This window comes from Nocardioides sp. NPDC127503 (assembly GCF_040302165.1).
Lineage (GTDB): Bacteria > Actinomycetota > Actinomycetes > Propionibacteriales > Nocardioidaceae > Nocardioides.
In genome coordinates this window covers 377,403-393,794 of the sequence record NZ_JBEORH010000004.1, presented here as the reverse complement: position 1 = coordinate 393,794, position 16,392 = coordinate 377,403, and the positions used below count along the sequence as shown (strand labels likewise).

Here is a 16,392-nt window from a genome sequence, read left to right as displayed (position 1 = left end):
TCGGCGGGCCGCGGCCGTGGGTCAGGCTCGATCCGCCGACACGACCTCGACCGGCGGCTCGGCGCGAGGCCCGGTCCACCAGACGACGGTGGTGACCAAGCCGATCACGAGCAACGCGGCGGTCAGCCAGAACGGATAGGTGCGGTCGATCCCCGAGAGCCACCCGGAGATCAAGCCGAACGGGGCGGCGGCGAGCATCACCGCGGTGCGTTGCAGAGCCATCACCCGTGACCGCTCGGCCTCGTCGACGTGGAAGGCGACGAGCGACTCCGAGAGCATGAAGAGCATCCCGGCGCCGAAGCTGTCGAGGAGGAGGCACACCCCGAGAAGCGCGTACGTCACGACGTCGGCGTCACCTTCGGTGGCCGGGATCACAACGAGCACGAGTTGGCCGGCCAGATAGATGCCGAAGCCCCACAAGGTCGCCTGTTTGAGGTCGTGCCCCGAGGTCAGCCGGCGGATGAGGGTGAAGAGGAAGAGCACCGACAGCAGCGAACGCACCATCGGGAAGAACGGCAGGACCGAGTCGGGCACGTGCAGGTGGTGGTTGACCAGAACCTGCCAGAAGGTGGCGTTGACGAGGGTGACAGCCGCGACGAGGGCGGCGATGGCCATCGCGAGCACCGAGCCGCGCGAGTGGCCCAGCAGCCGCGCGGCATCGCGGTAGCCGACGAAGAGCCGCCAGAGGCTCTCGTGCCGGGTCTGCTCCATCCGGATCCGGCCCTGTCGGGTCTCGTGGGAGGCGGCGTACAACAGGATGATCTTGGCCAGCATCACGATCGCGGCGTTGATGAAGAGCACCCGCACCGCGGGCTCCATGCCGAACTGCGCAACCATGAACGCGGCGATCGGTGCGAAGAGCGCGGAGCAGTCGGCCGCGACCCGCACCAAGGAGTAGATGCCGGTGATCTGGTCGCGCTCCGCGTCCTCCACCATCAGGCAGTCCCAGGCGTTCTGCGTGACCTGCAGCGCGCCGTTGAGCAGCGAGGCGGCCAGGAAAGCCCAGAAGTCCTGGGCGAATGCCCAGATCAGACACGGGATCACGAAGGCGATCACGTCGAAGACCGCGTTCGTCAGCCGACGTCCCATCCGGTCGGTGATGATGCCGCCGGCGAGCCCGAAGAACACCTGGGAGATCATCCCGGCGGTCGCGAGCAGGCCGATCTGTGCGTCGTGCAGCCCGAGCGTGAGCATGAAGACGGAGAGGTATGGCAGCACCAGAGCCATCGACAGGCCCCACATCGGCTCGGTCCACACGCATGCGCGCGGGTTGCCACGGAGATGGATCAGGGTGTGCCAGAGGGAGCCGGGGGAGGATGCCACCGGGACAGTGAACCAGGCGTGACATCAAGGATGGAAACGCTTTAGTCGGGCTCCTGCGACGTCCGATTACCGCCAGAACTGGCGGCACGACATCGGTTGAATAGTTCATGAAGCAACCAATTCGAACGATGGGAAGCACATGAAGGTCGCCCTTGTCACCGGAGCCAGCCGCGGGATCGGCGAGGCAACCGCACGCCAGCTGGCCCAGAGCGGCACGCACGTCATCCTGACCGCCCGCCGGCCCGAGACGCTCGAGGCAGAGGTCGAACGGCTCAACCGCGACGGCCACTCGGCCTCTGCACTCCAGCTGGACGTCACCGACCGCGACAGCGTGCAGCGCGCTGCTGACCATGTCGCCGCGACGTACGGACACCTCGATGTGCTGGTCAACAACGCCGGCGTCCTTCCGGAGGCCACCAACCCGGACCCGGCCGAGGTCGTCGACCTCGAGATGTTCCGGATCACCTACGAGACCAACCTGATCGGCGCGGTGGCGGTCCTGGAGGCGTTCCTGCCGCTGGTCCGGAAGAGCGAGGCGGGGCGCATCGTGAACGTGACGACCACGATGGCCTCACTGGCCGACCAGACCAACCCGGAATCGCCCTACTACGGCATGGTCGTGCCCGCCTACCAGTCGTCCAAGGCCGCGCTGAACAACGTGACCATCGCGCTGGCGAAGGCGCTCACCGAGACTCCCGTCAAGGTGACCTCGGTGTGCCCGGGCTTCGTGCAGACCGACCTGACCCCGATCAACCGGGACAACGCACCCACCACGGCGAACCAGGCCGCCGAGGTGGTCGTCCGCGCTGCGACCCTGCCCGACGACGCCCCGTCGGGGACGTTCGTCGACGCGAACGGGCCGGTGCCGTGGTGAGTCCCGCGTGAGTGGCCCGGTCAGCCGGCCGCGATCTCCGCGAGGAGGTCGGCGGCCGGCGCCGGGTGGACGAGCCAGCTGAGGTGGCTCGACTTCAGGGTGTGGACGGCGTACGGGTTGTCCGGGGTGAGGGCGTCGCCCTCGCGGATCAGCCGGTCCTGCATCACCGGCGGCATGCTGACGTCCTCGCTGAGGCGTACGAACGCGCGGGGCACGGTTCCCCAGGTGGCCGCCTGGGCGCGGTCGTCGGGGCCGCCGGCGTCGAGGTTCTCGTCGGGCTGGAAGGTGTTGAGGAACGTACGGAACTCGTCGTCGGTGCCGTCGGCCATGAAGGCGTGCTTGAGGCCGGCGAGGACCTCGGGGGAGGTGGTGCGGAAGTTGCAGCGCAACAGGCCGACGTCGGCGGGGTTCGCTGCGGCCGCGCCGATCAGCGCGGAGGCGTCGAAGGAGGCCATCTCCGGCTCGGCGTTGTACGCAACGGCGTCCAGCTCCACCGGTGCCCAGGCCGAGACGTAGACCATCGAGTCGATCAGGTCCGGGCGGGCGTTGGCGGTCGCGGTCAGGGTGATCCCGCCGCGGCTGTGCGCGACGACGATGACCGGGCCGTGCTCCTTGGCCCGCTCGAGCACCGAGACGAGGTGGGCCACGTTGTCGGCGAGGGTCACGCCCTTGATCCCGCCCGGTGCCGAGGCGAGCTCGGCGAGGTCCTGCGGCGCCTGGTAGGCCGCCGGGAAGGTCGCCTCGAAGCCGTGGCCGGGGAGGTCGACCGCGAGCGAGCGGAACCCGCGCAGCGCCAGCTCGGCCTGCAGTGGTGCGAACGAGAACGAGTTGGCGAAGGCACCGTGGACCAGGACGAAGGTCGGCTCGGGGGAAGACATGGGCGAGACCTTAGCGCCGAGCAGGCAACGGCGGCTGGCCTTTTTATTCGTCGGCCGCGCCACCGAACGGCGCCGACTGCGGCGCCCGGCCCATCGGCGTACCTCCGTAGACGACCGAGCCGTCGGCCCGCTGATAGGTCAGCCACGGCACGGTCTTCGTGAAGCCGACGCCCGGCTTGCTGTAGTCGCACACCCCTTCGGGGAAGGCCGCCTCCATCCGGGTCCACTGCGCATCGGTGAGGCCGAAGGCGTCGTAGTCGTCGGTGCGGCGCAGCGGCTTGAGGTGGCACTTGGCGTTGTCGGAGTAGTTGTTGTCGCCGGCCACGATCCGCGGCGTCGCGAAGTCGGTCTTGACCAGGTCGCTGACCGGTCCGAGCCCGCACACGAGGTCCGATACCGGGTCGACGACGAGGTTGAGCGCAGGGTCCAGGACCGGGTTGACGGCGCCGTTCAGGCCGTCGAGCGCGCCGCCGGTCAGGTCGTCCACGAGCGGGTCCGCGACCGGCAGGAACAGGCCGTCCTCGCTGGAGATGCCCTGGGTCTGGGTGCACCGGTCGTGCAGGTCGCCGGGACGGTCCTGGGCCACCTTGTCCGCCAGCGGTACGTCGCGCTCATCCGCCTCCACCGAGGCAAGCCAGCGGTCCATCGCGAGCAGCGCCTCCTTGGAGTAGCTCGGGTCGCCGATGAGAGGCGTCACGCCGTACCAGATCACCTGGTTGTCCGCGTGCCCCTGCTCCCGGGTCAGCCGGTCGCGCATCGCCCACGCCCACCGTGCGTCGTGCGCGAGACCCGGGTCCGGTCCGCCGTGGTCGATGATCGCCACGTCGGACAGGTTGCTGGCGGTGTTGACCATGCCGCTGCGGTAGGTGTTGGTGAGCGCCATCGGGTCGGCCACCGAGCGCTGCGCCCGCGGCTGGACGTCGATGTCGAGCCCGCCGATCTTCTCGTTGACGTCGACGAAGTGCTCCGGGGTGATCGCCCCGGAACGGAGCGCCTCGAGGCCGTACTGCACACCGGTGTTGTCCAGCGGCGAGCCCGCGAAGCCACGCCCGATCTGCTTCTCCTGGGGCGTCCACACGCTCTCGGACCGCGGGCCGAAGACGTTGATCGCACCGTCGATGATCGAGCAGCGTACGCCGCCGGGATTGGTCTTCGCGTCGTACCGCTCCTGGTCGCTGACTCCGGCGCACGGGTGCGTCGGCATGACCGCCTGCTTGAACAGTCCCTCGTCGGCGGTGACCGCGTTGAGCGGCAGCAGGTGGCCCTCGACCGCAGCCCACTGCAGCGGGTTCCAGAACTTGCCGTCGGTGAGCCGCTCGGAGCTCTCGAAGTACTTGCGGAGCAGGTGGTAGTCGGAGAACTGCAGGCCCGGCGAGAGCGAGTCGGGGTAGGAGCAGGTCACGACCAGGCCCTGGTAGATCCCGGGGTACGCGTTCGCGATCGTCTGCTGGGCGATCGAGCCGCCGGAACAGCCGCTGCCGATGGTGTAGCGCAGGTCGCCGTACGTCTCGACGAGATGCTCCTTGGCCATCATCAGCGACTCGGCCTCGCTGGTCACGTTGCAGTTGTGGCCGGTGTTGGCCAGCGCGGTCGAGAGCATCGCGAAGCCGCGGCCGAGCGCGACGGTCGGGCTGTCGCCGAGGGCGTCCGCGACGACCGGGATGCCCAGGTTGAACGTGCCGGCGTAGTCGGCGGTCGGCGCGGTCCCCGTCTCGTGGTCAACCCCGCAGCTGCCGCCGTGCGGGATGAAGAGCTTGTTGTTCCACTGCTGCTGCGGGCGCCAGCGCTGCCACGGCTTGCCCGGCTGCCAGAGCACGGCGATCCGGTACTGGTCGCGGTTCTGGTAGCCGGTCTCCACACGTACGACGAACGGCACCGTCACGCCCTCGTCGGTGGTCGTGGTGGCGACGTCGCGGGGCGCGTTCGCGGGATCGTAGGGCTGGAGGCCGTCGAGCAGCGGGTTGGTGGACCGGTAGAGCCAGCTGATCGTCGGCTCCTGGTTGCACTGCTCGTCCGTCGCGGTCGGCTGGCAGCGCCACGGCTGCAGCTGGGGTCCCGAGAAGATCGGCCCGCCGCGCGGGTGGTTGGTGATCGTGAGCCAGGCGCCGCGACCGTCAGGCAGGCGGGCGGTCAGCTCGTTGGTCCCGACCCGCAGGCCGCGTACGACGCCCTCGATCTCGCCGTTGGGCCGCTCGGCGAAGGCCGCGGTGACGTCGTGGTCGCCCTTGCGGCTCGAGGTGTGGCGGGTGTCGTCGAGCCAGACCCGCAGGTCGTCGGGGTCGGCCCCGTCGGGGAGCGTGATCCGCACCAGGGCGTTGTCGTCGAAGACCAGGTCGGCCCGGTTGGAGAGCGTCTCCAAGACGATGTCCTCGGCCGGAGCGGGCGCCGCCGAGGCCGGCGCCACAGCGAGCAGCATGCTCGCGACGAGAGCGGACACCGTCGCGATCGAGAGGGGCAGGGCGCGAGCGGGCATGGCGTGCCTTTCCGAGAGCTGCGCACGTCCCACGAGTAGACGCTCGCCGTGACAGGAGAATGCCCCCTGCCACGGCGAGCGTCAAGGACGCCTCAGCCGGCGACCGCCTCCCCGCGGGCGACCATGCCGGCCTCGTCGGAGAGCTTGACCTCCTTGAGGAACAGCGCGAGCGCGAGGCCGAGGAGGACCAGCGGCACGAGGTACCAGAACGCGGGCGCGAGCGCCTCGGTGAAGGCGTCGACGACCCAGGTGTGGAGCGGCTCGGGCAGCTGCTCGACTGCTGCCGGGGTCAGGCTCCCACCGGAGAACCCGGCACCGTCGGCGGGCATCATCCCGGAGGAGGCCATCTTCTCGGCCAGGCCACCGAAGTTGTCGGTCAGTCGCGTGGTGAACACGGTCGTGAACAGCGCCGTACCGACGGTCGCACCGATCTCCCGGAAGAAGTTGTTCGCCGAGGTCGCGGTGCCGAGCTCGTGCGGGTCGACGGCGTTCTGGACGGCGAGCACGATGGTCTGCATGACCAGGCCCATCCCGGCGCCGAGCACGAAGATCATCAGCCCGAAGACGACCATCGACATGTCGCCGGTGATCGTGGTCAGCCAGGCGATCCCGGCCGCGGTGATGAGCAGACCGGCGATCGGGAAGATCTTGTAGCGGCCCGTCTTCGAGATCGCGATGCCCGAGCCGATCGCGGTCAGCATCATGCCGGCCATCATCGGCAGCATCAGCAGCCCGGAGCTCGTGATCGAGGCACCGGTCGACATCTGCAGGAACGTCGGCAGCATCGCCATCGCCGAGAACATGCCCATCCCGAGCACCAGGCCGATCAGCGTGGTCACGGTGAAGGTGGGGTTCTTGAAGAGGCGCAGCGGGATCAGCGGCTCCGGCGCGAGGGTCTCGGTGACGATGAAGGCGGCCACCGAGGCCAGGGTGCCGACGAGCACGCCGAGCAGCTGCGGCGAGGACCAGTCGTAGCCGTCGTGGCCGAGCGACTCCCACGAGGTCAGCAGCACGATGCCGCAGGTGGAGAGCACCATGAACATGATCCCCAGCCAGTCGACCGGGCGTCCGGAGCGGTGCGAGGGCAGCCGCAGGGCGAACCAGGCCACGGCGAACGCGATGATGCCGATCGGTACGTTGATCCAGAAGGTCCAGCGCCAGCCCGGCCCGTCGGTGAGCCAGCCACCGAGGAGCGGCCCGATGACCGCGGAGATTCCGAAGAGGGCGCCCATCGGGCCCATGTACTTGCCGCGCTCGGAGGCCGGCACGATGTCGGCGATGATCGCCTGGGACAGGATCATCAGCCCGCCACCGCCGAGCCCCTGGAGACCACGGGCGGCGACCAGCTCGGGGAACGTCTGCGCCATGCCGCCGAAGAGCGAGCCGAGCGTGAACAGCGCGACGGCGACCAGGAACGGCCAGCGGCGACCCCAGAGGTCACCGAACTTGCCGTACAGCGGCATCACGATCGCGATCGCCATGATGTAGGAGGTGATCACCCACCCCTGGTGCTCGACCCCGTCGAGCTCCCCGACGATCGTCGGCATCGCCGTGCTCACGATCGTCTGGTCGAGCGAGGAGAGGAACATCGAGGCCATCAGGGCGCCGAAGATCAGCCAGATCGTACGCGGCGTCAGCACGACCAACGGCTTGTCGGGCGCGTCGGGCGCGACCGTTTGACTCATGGGGTTGGACCTTCCAGGCAGGAGTTGAACAGGCAGGAGTTGAAGAGGTGGTGACACACGGGTCCCGTGTGACGTGAGAAGTCCCGAGAGGTGTGGCTAGTCGTCGAGGAGCAGGCGGAGCTGGGCGACGGCCTCGGGCAGATGCGCCGCTGCATCGCCCTCGTAGCCCGACCGCGCCCAGGCGAGTGCGCTCGCTCGCATCAGCAGGCCGGCGACCATCCCGATGGTGTCGTCGTCGACGGGGGAGGGCCGTGCCGTACGTCGCTCGGCGAGCAGCGCCTCGAGCTCACCGACGACGCGCTGGTGCCAGGCGATGTGTCGCTGCACGAGGCGGGGTTCGGAGATCATCAGCCGCATCGCCCGCTCGCCCTGCTCGATGTTGGGAGCGGCATTCCTGAGGAATCCCGCCACCAGCGCCTCCAGGTCGGTCATCAGCCGCCCCGACGGCCCGCCGGAGACGAACTCCGCGCGCACCTCGGCATCGAGCTCGATCTCCTGGATGCCGAGAACCGCGTCGTCCTTGGAGTCGAAGTAGTTGAAAAACGTACGCGTCGACAACCCCGCCGCGGCGCTGATCTCCTCCACGGTGACGTCATCGAGCCCACGCTCGCCGACCAGTCGCTGAGCAGCCTCGATCAGCGCCAGCCGACGCTCTCGCTTCTGACGCGCGCGGGCGTTCGACGGCGGGGCAGAGGTGGGCACGCCACTATTTTTGCAGTGAGTGCAAGTTGCAGTCAATGCAATTAGCGTCACACGGCTCCGGGCTGGGCAAGCCGCGTCAACGCGGTGGGTGAACGCGGTTGAGAAAGTCGCGCACCACCGGGGCGACCTCGTCGAGATGGGTCTCCAGCAACCAGTGCCCGCCGTCGAACAGGTGTAGTTCCGCGTCTGGGAGGTCACGGTGGTAGGCGCGGGCGGAACTTTCAGGCATGTACCCATCGTGCGGTCCCCACACGATCAGCGTCGGAGGCTGATGCTCGCGGAGGTAGGCCTGTTGCCGCTCGAACCGCGGCAACGTGCTGGGCTGGTCCTCCAGCAGCCGGACCAGGTTCGCGATCCGCTCCGGAGTACCCATCAGTGACCAGTGCAGAGTCCACAGGTCCGGTGGGATTCGATCGGCCACGTGGTCGGGAAGTTCGCCGACGAACTCATCGCGGAATCCCTCCAGGCTGACGTGGGCGGCGATGCCGCGGCGGGACTCGGCCCCCGGGTTGGCCCAGAGCTCTCGCAGCCCGTCGTACTTCGGTCCGAACTCATCTTCGTAGATGTCGCCGTTCTGGATGATCAGGCAGGCAACCCGCTCCGGTTCGCGCATCGCGAGCCGGAGCCCGAACTGAGAGCCGTAGTCGTGCAACCAGATCGCATAGCGGTCCAGTTCCAGTGTGTTGACGAAGTCGTACAGGAAGTCGGCGTAGGCGTCGAACGTGTAGCCGAACTCCTCTGGTGCGGGTGTGGCGCTGTAGCCGAACCCGGGCAGATCGGGAGCGATCAGCCTCCATCGGTCGCCCAGTGCGGCGAGCAGGTGCCGGTAGACGAACGACGAACCCGGGTAGCCATGCGGGAGCAGTAGCACCGGCGCGTCATCGGCGCCGGCCTCCCGGTAGAAGGTCTGGATGGCGCCGACTTGGGTGGTGCGATGCCTCATGGCGTACCCGATCCTCTCAGGACTGTCAGGGATCGGGACTCAGCGAACATGGTCAGCAGCGGCACGCTGGGCCAGTACCCGCATTCAAGGGACCTGACCCGGCGGCGGATTCACGCGGTCGGGTTCAGGCGCCCGCGGCGGTTTGATGGAGGGTGCGGATCTCCTCGGTGAGCTCCGGGACGGGGCCGACGACCTCGACAAGAGGCGCGACCTCCTGGATCGGCAGCGCTCGCACCGGCGACTCACCGGCGCCCCAGCCGGCCCGCCACTTCGACAGCTGCTCGGAGGAGGCGATGTAGACGATCCGTCCGACCCCTGACCAGCCGTGCGCCGCTGAGCACATCGGGCAGTGCTCGCCGGAGGTGTAGACCGTCGCCCCGGCCCGGGTCGCCGGGTCGAGGTGGATCGCCGCCCAGCGGGCGAGCTCGATCTCCGGATGCGCGGTCGGGTCGCCGGTCGAGTGCTCCCGGTTGCGGCCCTCCTGGAGCGCGTTGCCGGCGCTGTCGGCCAGGACGGATCCGAACGGGCCGTCGCCGTCCGCCAGCGCCTCGGCCGCCAGTTCGAGGCAGCGTCGCAGGTGGGCCATGTCGGTCTGGGTGAGGTCGGTGTTCACCGTTCCAGTCTGCTGTCCCGGGCGGCGTACGTCGCTTGATTTCGCGACGGTCAGCCGGCCTCGATCACTGCGCAGGCGATGCGGTCGCCGGCGTCGCCGGTCTTGGTGGTGTCCTCGTCCGGGCCCTCGGGGGCGTAGCGCTCCGGGACGTTGGCGTAGTTGTCCCGGCCGGCGTGGATCATGACCGCGCTGCCGTCCGCGTCCCGGAGGTCGTCGAGCGTGAACGGGCCGGTGAACTCCAGGCTGGCGGTGCCGTCCTCGTTCACGAGGAGCGCGGGCAGGTCGCCGAGATGCTCGCCGTGGGCGCTGTCGTCGGGGTTGAGGTGACCACCCGCGGAGAGGAAGTCGCCAGTCTTGGACGGGTCGTCCGGCGCCGCGCTGTCGGCCTCGCACTTGCCGATCGTGTGCACGTGGAAGCCGTGGTAGCCGGCCGACAGGCCGCTCACCCGAACGTTGATCTGGGTGGCCCCGTCGTCCTCCTCGATCTCGACGGTCCCGACCTTCTTCCCGTCGGGATCGGCGAGCTTCGCGCTCACCTCGTTGCGATCATCGGGGTCAGCATCTGCCCCCTCCCCGCAGGCGGCGAGAGTGAGCAGGCCACAGGCAGCGATGGCAGCGGCCGTTGCACGACGGGACATGGGATACCTCCACGAGAACGGGATCCGGTCACCTCCACCGTACTTTCCCTAGAGCCCGAGCTTCGCGAGACCGCGCGTGATCCGCGAGTCGGTCGAGATGACCGGCGACCCCTTCGCGACCCAGGCCTCGCCGTCGAAGTAGCGCGTCACGATGTGCTCGCTGATCCGGGTGACCATCGCCTGCATGGTGAGGGTCGGGTTGGGGCCGCCCACCGAGTTGGGGAGCGCGGAGTTGTCGGCGACGAAGAGCCTCTTCACCGCCCGGGTCTCTCCGCTGTGGTCGACCACCGAGTCGTTCTCCGAGTCACCCATCCGCATCGTCGAGTGGACGTGCAAAGGAAGCGCGGGGAAGTCCACCCGGTAGACCTTCTTCGCCCCGGCGCCCTTCAACAGCTTGGCGGCCTCGCGGGCGAGGAACTCACGGTTGCGCTGGCTGCGAGGCGTCCGGTGCCGGTTGGCGAAGGTGACCTTCGGGATCGGGCCGTTCTCGTCGGCCGGCAGCGCGGACAGTGTGACCCGGTTGACCGGGGAGACGTCGTCGTCGACGATGCTGACGACGTTGAGGATGTTGTCGAGGCCGTGCCCGAGCACGTCCATCAGCTCGGGCCCGATCAGCCGGCCGGTGGGGCCGTCCCAGGGGCCGGTCATTCCGCGGCCGTTGGTGTACTGGCCCCGGATCCCGCTGTCGGAGAAGGTCATCGTGAACGCCTCGATGCCCGGCATCAGGCCGACGTTCATGTTCATCCCGTAGCCCGGGTAGTCGGTACGCGCCGCGGAGGCCGGGCCCTTGGAGCTGCCGACGTTCTCGTCGAAGAGGCCGAAGGTCCAGTCCAGGTAGTGGTCGGTGAAGCCTCGGCCGACCCAGTCGTTGGGGTTGGGCAGCTCGCTGTTGAACCAGAGCCGTGGGTTCTCCACGGCGCCGCCGGACATCACGACGACCTTTGCGTCCTCGGTCTGCACCATGCCGGTCGGGTTGTCGAGCCAGGTCACTCCGGTGGCGGTCAGCTCACCGCCGACCTGCTCCGTACGGATCTTGGTGACCGTCGCGTCGGTGACCAGCTCGACGGCCTTGCCGCCCTCTGCCCAGGCCCCGGCGGTGAGCGCCATCGGCATGTAGCTGTTGTCCGTCGAGCGCTTCGCGGCCAGGTTGCGGGGCGCGTCGGCGGGGCTCGCGCATCCCTGGAAGCAGTGCCCGCAGAACGTGCAGCCCGTCGCCTGCGGATACTTCAGCAGGTTGGCGTCCTTCGTCCTGCCGGCGGTGCCGCCCGGTTGGAGGATCGCGTTCTCCTGGGGCCGGTAGGACGCCTCGAGCGTCGTCTTCGTCTTCTGGACCGGAAGGCCGAGGGTCTCGCAGCCTCGCAGGTAGACCGACTCCTTGGTGCCGACGGCCGCCGTCTGCACGGGCAGCGTCGTCTCCACCCATTCGAAGTACGGCACCAGGTCGGCGTAGGAGAACGGGAAGAGGTGGTCGACGTCGTAGAGAGCGGCGTCGGGGCCGTCGTACCCGGCGAAGACCCCGGGATAGGCCCGCGGGCTGTTGCCGAAGTAGTGCTGGGTCGTCCCGCCGACGCCGGAGACCTGCCACAAGAAGGAGTTCTGCGGCAGCTCGCGGTAGGCCGCCGGCTTGGAGCGGTCCTCCTGGCCGACCCGGAGGTAGCCGGTCAGCGGGTTGTTGGCGTCGTTCTCGAGCCGGCTCCACTGCTCGCGTGGTTTGGCGTGCCGCGGCCCACCCTCGATCACGAGTACGTCGAGCCCCTGGGCGGCGAGCTCCTTAGCGGCGACTGCGCCTCCGCCGCCGGCTCCGATGATGATCACGTCGCGCATCAGCGGGCGCTCACTTTCTGTCGTCCCTGGTAGTAGCCCTTGAACTCGTTCCAGCCCTCCATGCTCCCTGGGTCGTACTTCGCCAGATCCCATCCGACGGGGCGCCTGGAGACGGTCAGGCCGGCGGCGTCGAAGGTCGACCACTCGCAGAAGGTGCCGAAGGCGGAGAACTCCAGGAGGGCACCGGCGATGAACCGCATGATGCCGGACGTCGTGCCCTTCAGGGGCTCGGGCAGCTCGGCGTCGATCGAGCCGACGAGCTGCGGGTCGGCCAGCTCGAGAAGCTCGAAGACCTCCGCCTTCTTCGCGAAGGACAACCGGGAGAACGGCGAGAGGTGCGGTCCGGCCGCCGATCCGGGATCGACCCGCACCGCCTGGGAGTTGAGCAGCAGCGCGATCACCACGGACAGCGGGAGGGCCGCGTCGTTGCGGAGCAGCACCTTGACGGCGTCGTCGAGGTCGGCGAGCAGGCTGTTGGTCACCAGCGGGAGGCCGTTCGGCACCACGATCGGCACGTCGGCGAGCCCGTTGGCGAGCGCCCGGCCGACCGCCGTCGCGACCTGGTCCGGCAGCGGTACGTAGTTGTCGAGCGACTCGATCAGGAAGTCGGGAGTCTTCGCCTCCATCGCGCCGGGCTCCTGGCGCGGCGTCCCCTGAGTCCTGGAGTAGGCGTCGGGCCCGGGTGCGACGAAGACGGCGAGGCCGTTGATCGTGTCCCGGGCGATCTCGGCCAACAGCTTGGCGACCACCTCGACCAGCGGATCGGCCTGGGATCCGCTGGTCACGGCCCTCGCGGCGCCGGGCACCACGGTGCCTGCGGCTGCCAGGGCTCCCAGCACCCCGACACGGGTCAGGAAGAAGCGACGATCGATTTGTGGTGTCCCCATGACACATACCTCCGAGCTCGATGCGCGTCTCACGGTGCCATCGGGCCCGGGCCGGCGGCATCAGCGACACGCACAGAGTTGGCGGAGCCAAACTGTGCTGCGGCACAGTCGGGCTTGCCTGATTCAGGAGGCGAGCAGCGCCAGTCGGAGCATCAGCTGGTCGCGTCCGTCGTCGAGGCGGCAGCCGGTCAGCTCTTCGATCTGCTTGAGGCGATAGACCACCGTGTTGCGGTGGCAGTGCATCTCGGTCGCCGTCTCCGAGGTGGACCGGTTGTTGGCGAACCAGCGGTCCAGGGTGTCGAGGAGCGACTCCTGCTTGTCGAGAGGGACGGTGAGCAGGTCACCCAGGGCGCGGGACCGGATCCGGTCAGCGATCGGACGGTTCGCGGCGACCAGCACCTCGGGAAGTCTCTCGTCGAGAATGGCGACACCGGGCTCGTCGGCAGGCAGGCTGGCCAGGACCAGCTCCGCCATCCGGAACTCGGTGAGCACGTCGGCCAGGCCGACCGTCTCCTGAGAGACGCCCGCCCAACCGTCGACGATCGCCGACAACCGTTCTACGAGCTGCGCGATCGTCGCCTGTCCGAGATCGACGAGCCCGATCTCGCGGTCCGCACGCAGGCGCCACTCGGACCGGAATCCGGTGGCGGCCAGCGCCGCCCCCGGCGAAGGTGGCGGCCCGGTCGTCGAGGCGCGGTGCCGGATCACCACGACCGCGATCCTCGTCTCCGAGGTCAGGCCCAGGATTCGCATCGCCTCGGCGGCGAAGCCGGGGTCCGCGGCGCGTCCCTCGAGCAGGCTGTCGAGGATCGCCTGCCTGCGCTCGATGTCGCGCCGCGTGGCCTCGAGCTGCCGCGTCCGGTACTCGTCGGCGACGGCCGTCGACATCGAGTCGATGAGCTGCATGACCTGCACGGCGCTGTCCAGGAGCTCGTCCAGCAGCTCCGGCGCCCGCGAGCGCGCCTCGTCGAGAAGCGCGGCCCAGATCACCTCGGTGCCGAGGCGGTAGGCGTGCAGCAGCGATTCGAGCGGGAAGCCGGCGTCCGCCCGGCGTCGCGCGGTGGTCTGAGCGGCGTCGAAGACGTTCACCCCCGGCGGCACCTGGTCGGCCAGTGACTGGAGCGAGCGCAGCATGTTGTCGCGACAGGACCTCAGCAGCTCCTCCGCTGCGATCAGGTCGGTGGCCGCGTAGCGCTCGTCCTTGGCGTACAGGGTGTCCCGCAGTGCCGTGCCGAGCTCCTCGGCACGCGGCAGCAGGCGCTCCGCGAGTGCACGGGTGATCGCCGAGGACTCGGGGACGGGCGACGGTGATGAATCCGCGGAGCGCTGGTCGGGCATGTGCTGGAGGCTATCAACGCGGCGCCCGGGACCACTTGGCCGTTTGTGCACTCAGCACAGGGTCATATGGCCGCCGTCACAGCCGCTCAGCAGCCGTCGCGGAGCAGACCGGGCTGACGTCCGACGGAGACCTCGATGAACTCGATCTTCGCGTCCCGGGTGTTGCCGGAGAGCAGGAAGCCGATCCAGCGGTCGCCGTCCTTGACGACCCAGGTGGTCTGGCCGTAGTCGTTGGTCTGCTGGGCGCCTGTCCCGTAGATGTCCTTGAGGACCATCAGGGTGTCGCCGATCGTGACGCCGCGAGCGGTCTCCAGGACGGGCTTGCTCATCCCGAACGAGGCGATCTCGCCCTGGTGGTCGTAGATGACGTCGACGCCGTCGCCGACCTGGTCGGCCCACTTCCAGTGCTTGCCCTCGCAGATCTCCTCGCGCGCGGTGTCGCGGGTCATCCAGCCCTGCTGCACGAGCGAACGTACGTTGCCCTCGGCCTTGATCCGCCCGAAGGCTCCGGGAGCCAGCGGGCCGCCCCAGTCGAGGTTCGGCGTCGGAGTGGCGGTGATCGGGACCTCCGACGGGGCCGGTGTCGGCGTGGGGGTCGCGGGCGGCTCGGAGGACGGAGCTGAGGAAGGGGCCGAGGAGGAGGGGGCGGCGGAGGGCGACCCGGCCGACGGGGCCGACTCGCTCCCGCACCCGGCGAGGCCGAGCAGTCCGATCACTGCGGTCGCCGCGAGCGCGGTACGGAGCTGGATGCGGGATGTGGACATGGTGGACTCCTCGTCGGTCGTACGCCCCGAGCGGGCGTCCTGCCGATCTAGACGGTCCACGGCCCGTCCCGGTTGCAGCCGGGACGGGCCGATTCCCCGCGCCTAGGCCGAGGCCATGTCGGGAACGGTCCGCGCAGCCTGACCGGTTCGCAGGAAGAGCAGCGCGACGGCGGAGATCGCGACCACGACGGCAGCGCCGACGTACAGGTTGACCGGCGTCCATGAGGCGTCGAGCAGGCGCCCGGCGAGCATCGGCGACAGGATCGCCCCGATACGGCCGATGCCGATCGCCCAGCCCATGCCGGTGCTGCGGATCTCGGTGCCGTAGACGGCCGGGGTGATCGTGTAGAGGCCGGCGATGCAGCCGTTGATGAGCGCTCCGACGAGCACGCCGATGATCAGCGCGACGGTGAGCAGTGCCGTACTGGTGATGAAGACGACCATCGTCAGGGCCGAGAGCACCGTGAAGCCGATCAGGACCAGGCGGCTGTCCAGCCGGGAGGCGACGAGGCCGTAGAGGACCGAGCCGGCGGTGCCGCCGAGCGCCAGCATCATGCCGGCGGTGACCGCGTCCGCCTCGGCCATCCCGGAGGTCACCAGCAGCTGCGGGGTCCAGCTGTTGACGAAGTAGAAGCCGAACATCGTGGCCAGGAACGCCACCCAGATGAGCAGGGTCGAGCGGCGCAGGTCGGCGCTCAGCAGTACGCCGGGGTTGCCGCTGCGGTGCCGGGTCGTCGGCCGCGGCGCGGCCTCCAGCGCGTCCGAGGTGATCGCAGGCTGGCCGAGCCGGCCGAGGATCCGGTTGATCCGCTCGACGGCCTGCCGCGGCCGACGCTGGACCAGGAAGTCGACCGACTCGGGCAGCAGCACGACGAGGAGAATCAGTGCGATCCCGGTCGCGACGCCGCCGGCGACGAAGACGCTGCGCCAGCCGAGGTCGGCCAGCATGCCGCGCGCGGCCACGCCGCCCAGGGTGGCGCCGATGCCGTATCCCGCCGTGTAGAGGCCGATCGCCAGGCCGCGCCAGCGTGCCGAGGCGTACTCGCTCGCGATCACGTTGGTGCTGGCCAGGATGCCGCCGACCCCGAGCCCGGTGACGACGCGGGCGAGCCCGAGCAGGACGGCGGACGGAGCGACGGCGGAGAGCAGCATGCCGAGGGTCGCCAGGCCGACGCTGATCAGGATCAGCGGCCGGCGTCCGATGACGTCGGCGACCGGAGCCAGCGCCAGCGAGCCGACAGCCATGCCGACGAGGCCGGCGCTCAGCAGTACGCCGAGCTCCGAGCCGCTCAGCGCGAACTCCTCGGTCAGCGAGGAGGCGGTGAAGGCCATCGCCATCACGTCGAATCCGTCCAGACAGTTCAGCAGGACGCAGAGGGCGACGACCATCCACTGGTAGGGAGTCATCGCGGCGGCGTCGATGCGCGCACGAAGGTTCATCTCGGGTCTC

At 69.3% G+C, this 16,392-nt stretch carries 14 protein-coding genes; 1 reads left to right on the top strand and 13 read right to left on the bottom strand.

Annotated features, from left to right (window positions below):
- Nucleotides 1–21: 21 nt before the first annotated feature.
- Nucleotides 22–1,323 carry an MFS transporter gene (locus ABTW65_RS11815; RefSeq protein WP_350660277.1) on the bottom strand — a complete coding sequence of 434 codons (1,302 nt, stop codon included), beginning with the start codon at nucleotides 1,321–1,323 and terminating at the stop codon, nucleotides 22–24.
- A 139-nt stretch (nucleotides 1,324–1,462) separates the two neighbouring features.
- On the opposite strand from ABTW65_RS11815, the gene ABTW65_RS11810 reads away from it, so the two are divergent.
- A complete protein-coding gene (locus ABTW65_RS11810) occupies nucleotides 1,463–2,197 on the top strand; it encodes an SDR family oxidoreductase (RefSeq protein WP_350660276.1) in 735 nt (244 codons plus the stop codon).
- Nucleotides 2,198–2,217: 20 nt separating this feature from the next.
- On the opposite strand, the gene ABTW65_RS11805 is transcribed toward ABTW65_RS11810, so the two are convergent.
- From ABTW65_RS11805 to ABTW65_RS11750, 12 genes are all read right to left on the bottom strand, one after another.
- Entirely contained in the window at nucleotides 2,218–3,075 is an 858-nt protein-coding gene (locus ABTW65_RS11805; protein ID WP_350660274.1) for an alpha/beta fold hydrolase, read from the bottom strand.
- Between the two features lie 43 nt (nucleotides 3,076–3,118).
- On the bottom strand, nucleotides 3,119–5,548 hold the full coding sequence (locus ABTW65_RS11800; RefSeq protein WP_350660273.1) for a DUF6351 family protein: 2,430 nt from the start codon (nucleotides 5,546–5,548) through the stop codon (nucleotides 3,119–3,121).
- A gap of 92 nt (nucleotides 5,549–5,640) precedes the next feature.
- Entirely contained in the window at nucleotides 5,641–7,233 is a 1,593-nt protein-coding gene (locus ABTW65_RS11795) for an MDR family MFS transporter (RefSeq protein ID WP_350660272.1), read from the bottom strand.
- A 96-nt stretch (nucleotides 7,234–7,329) separates the two neighbouring features.
- Nucleotides 7,330–7,935: a TetR/AcrR family transcriptional regulator gene (locus ABTW65_RS11790; RefSeq protein WP_350660271.1), complete on the bottom strand. Its 606-nt coding sequence runs from the start codon at nucleotides 7,933–7,935 to the stop codon at nucleotides 7,330–7,332.
- A gap of 76 nt (nucleotides 7,936–8,011) precedes the next feature.
- A complete protein-coding gene (locus ABTW65_RS11785; protein WP_350660270.1) occupies nucleotides 8,012–8,878 on the bottom strand; it encodes an alpha/beta fold hydrolase in 867 nt (288 codons plus the stop codon).
- A 124-nt stretch (nucleotides 8,879–9,002) separates the two neighbouring features.
- A complete protein-coding gene (locus tag ABTW65_RS11780; RefSeq protein ID WP_350660269.1) occupies nucleotides 9,003–9,491 on the bottom strand; it encodes a nucleoside deaminase in 489 nt (162 codons plus the stop codon).
- A gap of 50 nt (nucleotides 9,492–9,541) precedes the next feature.
- On the bottom strand, nucleotides 9,542–10,129 hold the full coding sequence (locus ABTW65_RS11775) for a superoxide dismutase family protein (RefSeq protein ID WP_350660268.1): 588 nt from the start codon (nucleotides 10,127–10,129) through the stop codon (nucleotides 9,542–9,544).
- Between the two features lie 48 nt (nucleotides 10,130–10,177).
- On the bottom strand, nucleotides 10,178–11,953 hold the full coding sequence (locus tag ABTW65_RS11770; protein WP_350660267.1) for a GMC family oxidoreductase N-terminal domain-containing protein: 1,776 nt from the start codon (nucleotides 11,951–11,953) through the stop codon (nucleotides 10,178–10,180).
- Entirely contained in the window at nucleotides 11,953–12,840 is an 888-nt protein-coding gene (locus ABTW65_RS11765; RefSeq protein WP_350660266.1) for a hypothetical protein, read from the bottom strand. The genes ABTW65_RS11770 and ABTW65_RS11765 overlap by 1 nt, the downstream gene beginning before the upstream one ends.
- Before the next feature lie 123 nt (nucleotides 12,841–12,963).
- Nucleotides 12,964–14,178 (bottom strand): PucR family transcriptional regulator, encoded by a 1,215-nt coding sequence (locus ABTW65_RS11760; protein WP_350660265.1) that lies wholly within the window; start codon nucleotides 14,176–14,178, stop codon nucleotides 12,964–12,966.
- 86 nt (nucleotides 14,179–14,264) lie between these two features.
- Nucleotides 14,265–14,942, bottom strand: coding sequence for a hypothetical protein (locus tag ABTW65_RS11755; RefSeq protein ID WP_350660264.1), 678 nt, complete (start codon nucleotides 14,940–14,942; stop codon nucleotides 14,265–14,267).
- A gap of 102 nt (nucleotides 14,943–15,044) precedes the next feature.
- On the bottom strand, nucleotides 15,045–16,382 hold the full coding sequence (locus ABTW65_RS11750; RefSeq protein ID WP_350660263.1) for an MFS transporter: 1,338 nt from the start codon (nucleotides 16,380–16,382) through the stop codon (nucleotides 15,045–15,047).
- Nucleotides 16,383–16,392: the final 10 nt, after the last annotated feature.

Excerpts from the sequence above, each read along its gene's own strand:
- ABTW65_RS11810 (WP_350660276.1), top strand. The coding sequence starts at position 1,463 with ATGAAGGTCGCCCTTGTCACCGGAGCCAGCCGCGGGATCGGCGAGGCA.
- ABTW65_RS11805 (WP_350660274.1), bottom strand. The coding sequence starts at position 3,075 with ATGTCTTCCCCCGAGCCGACCTTCGTCCTGGTCCACGGTGCCTTCGCC.
- ABTW65_RS11800 (WP_350660273.1), bottom strand. The coding sequence starts at position 5,548 with ATGCCCGCTCGCGCCCTGCCCCTCTCGATCGCGACGGTGTCCGCTCTC.
- ABTW65_RS11795 (WP_350660272.1), bottom strand. The coding sequence starts at position 7,233 with ATGAGTCAAACGGTCGCGCCCGACGCGCCCGACAAGCCGTTGGTCGTG.
- ABTW65_RS11785 (WP_350660270.1), bottom strand. The coding sequence starts at position 8,878 with ATGAGGCATCGCACCACCCAAGTCGGCGCCATCCAGACCTTCTACCGG.
- ABTW65_RS11775 (WP_350660268.1), bottom strand. The coding sequence starts at position 10,129 with ATGTCCCGTCGTGCAACGGCCGCTGCCATCGCTGCCTGTGGCCTGCTC.
- ABTW65_RS11770 (WP_350660267.1), bottom strand. The coding sequence starts at position 11,953 with ATGCGCGACGTGATCATCATCGGAGCCGGCGGCGGAGGCGCAGTCGCC.
- ABTW65_RS11765 (WP_350660266.1), bottom strand. The coding sequence starts at position 12,840 with ATGGGGACACCACAAATCGATCGTCGCTTCTTCCTGACCCGTGTCGGG.
- ABTW65_RS11760 (WP_350660265.1), bottom strand. The coding sequence starts at position 14,178 with ATGCCCGACCAGCGCTCCGCGGATTCATCACCGTCGCCCGTCCCCGAG.
- ABTW65_RS11755 (WP_350660264.1), bottom strand. The coding sequence starts at position 14,942 with ATGTCCACATCCCGCATCCAGCTCCGTACCGCGCTCGCGGCGACCGCA.
- ABTW65_RS11750 (WP_350660263.1), bottom strand. The coding sequence starts at position 16,382 with ATGAACCTTCGTGCGCGCATCGACGCCGCCGCGATGACTCCCTACCAG.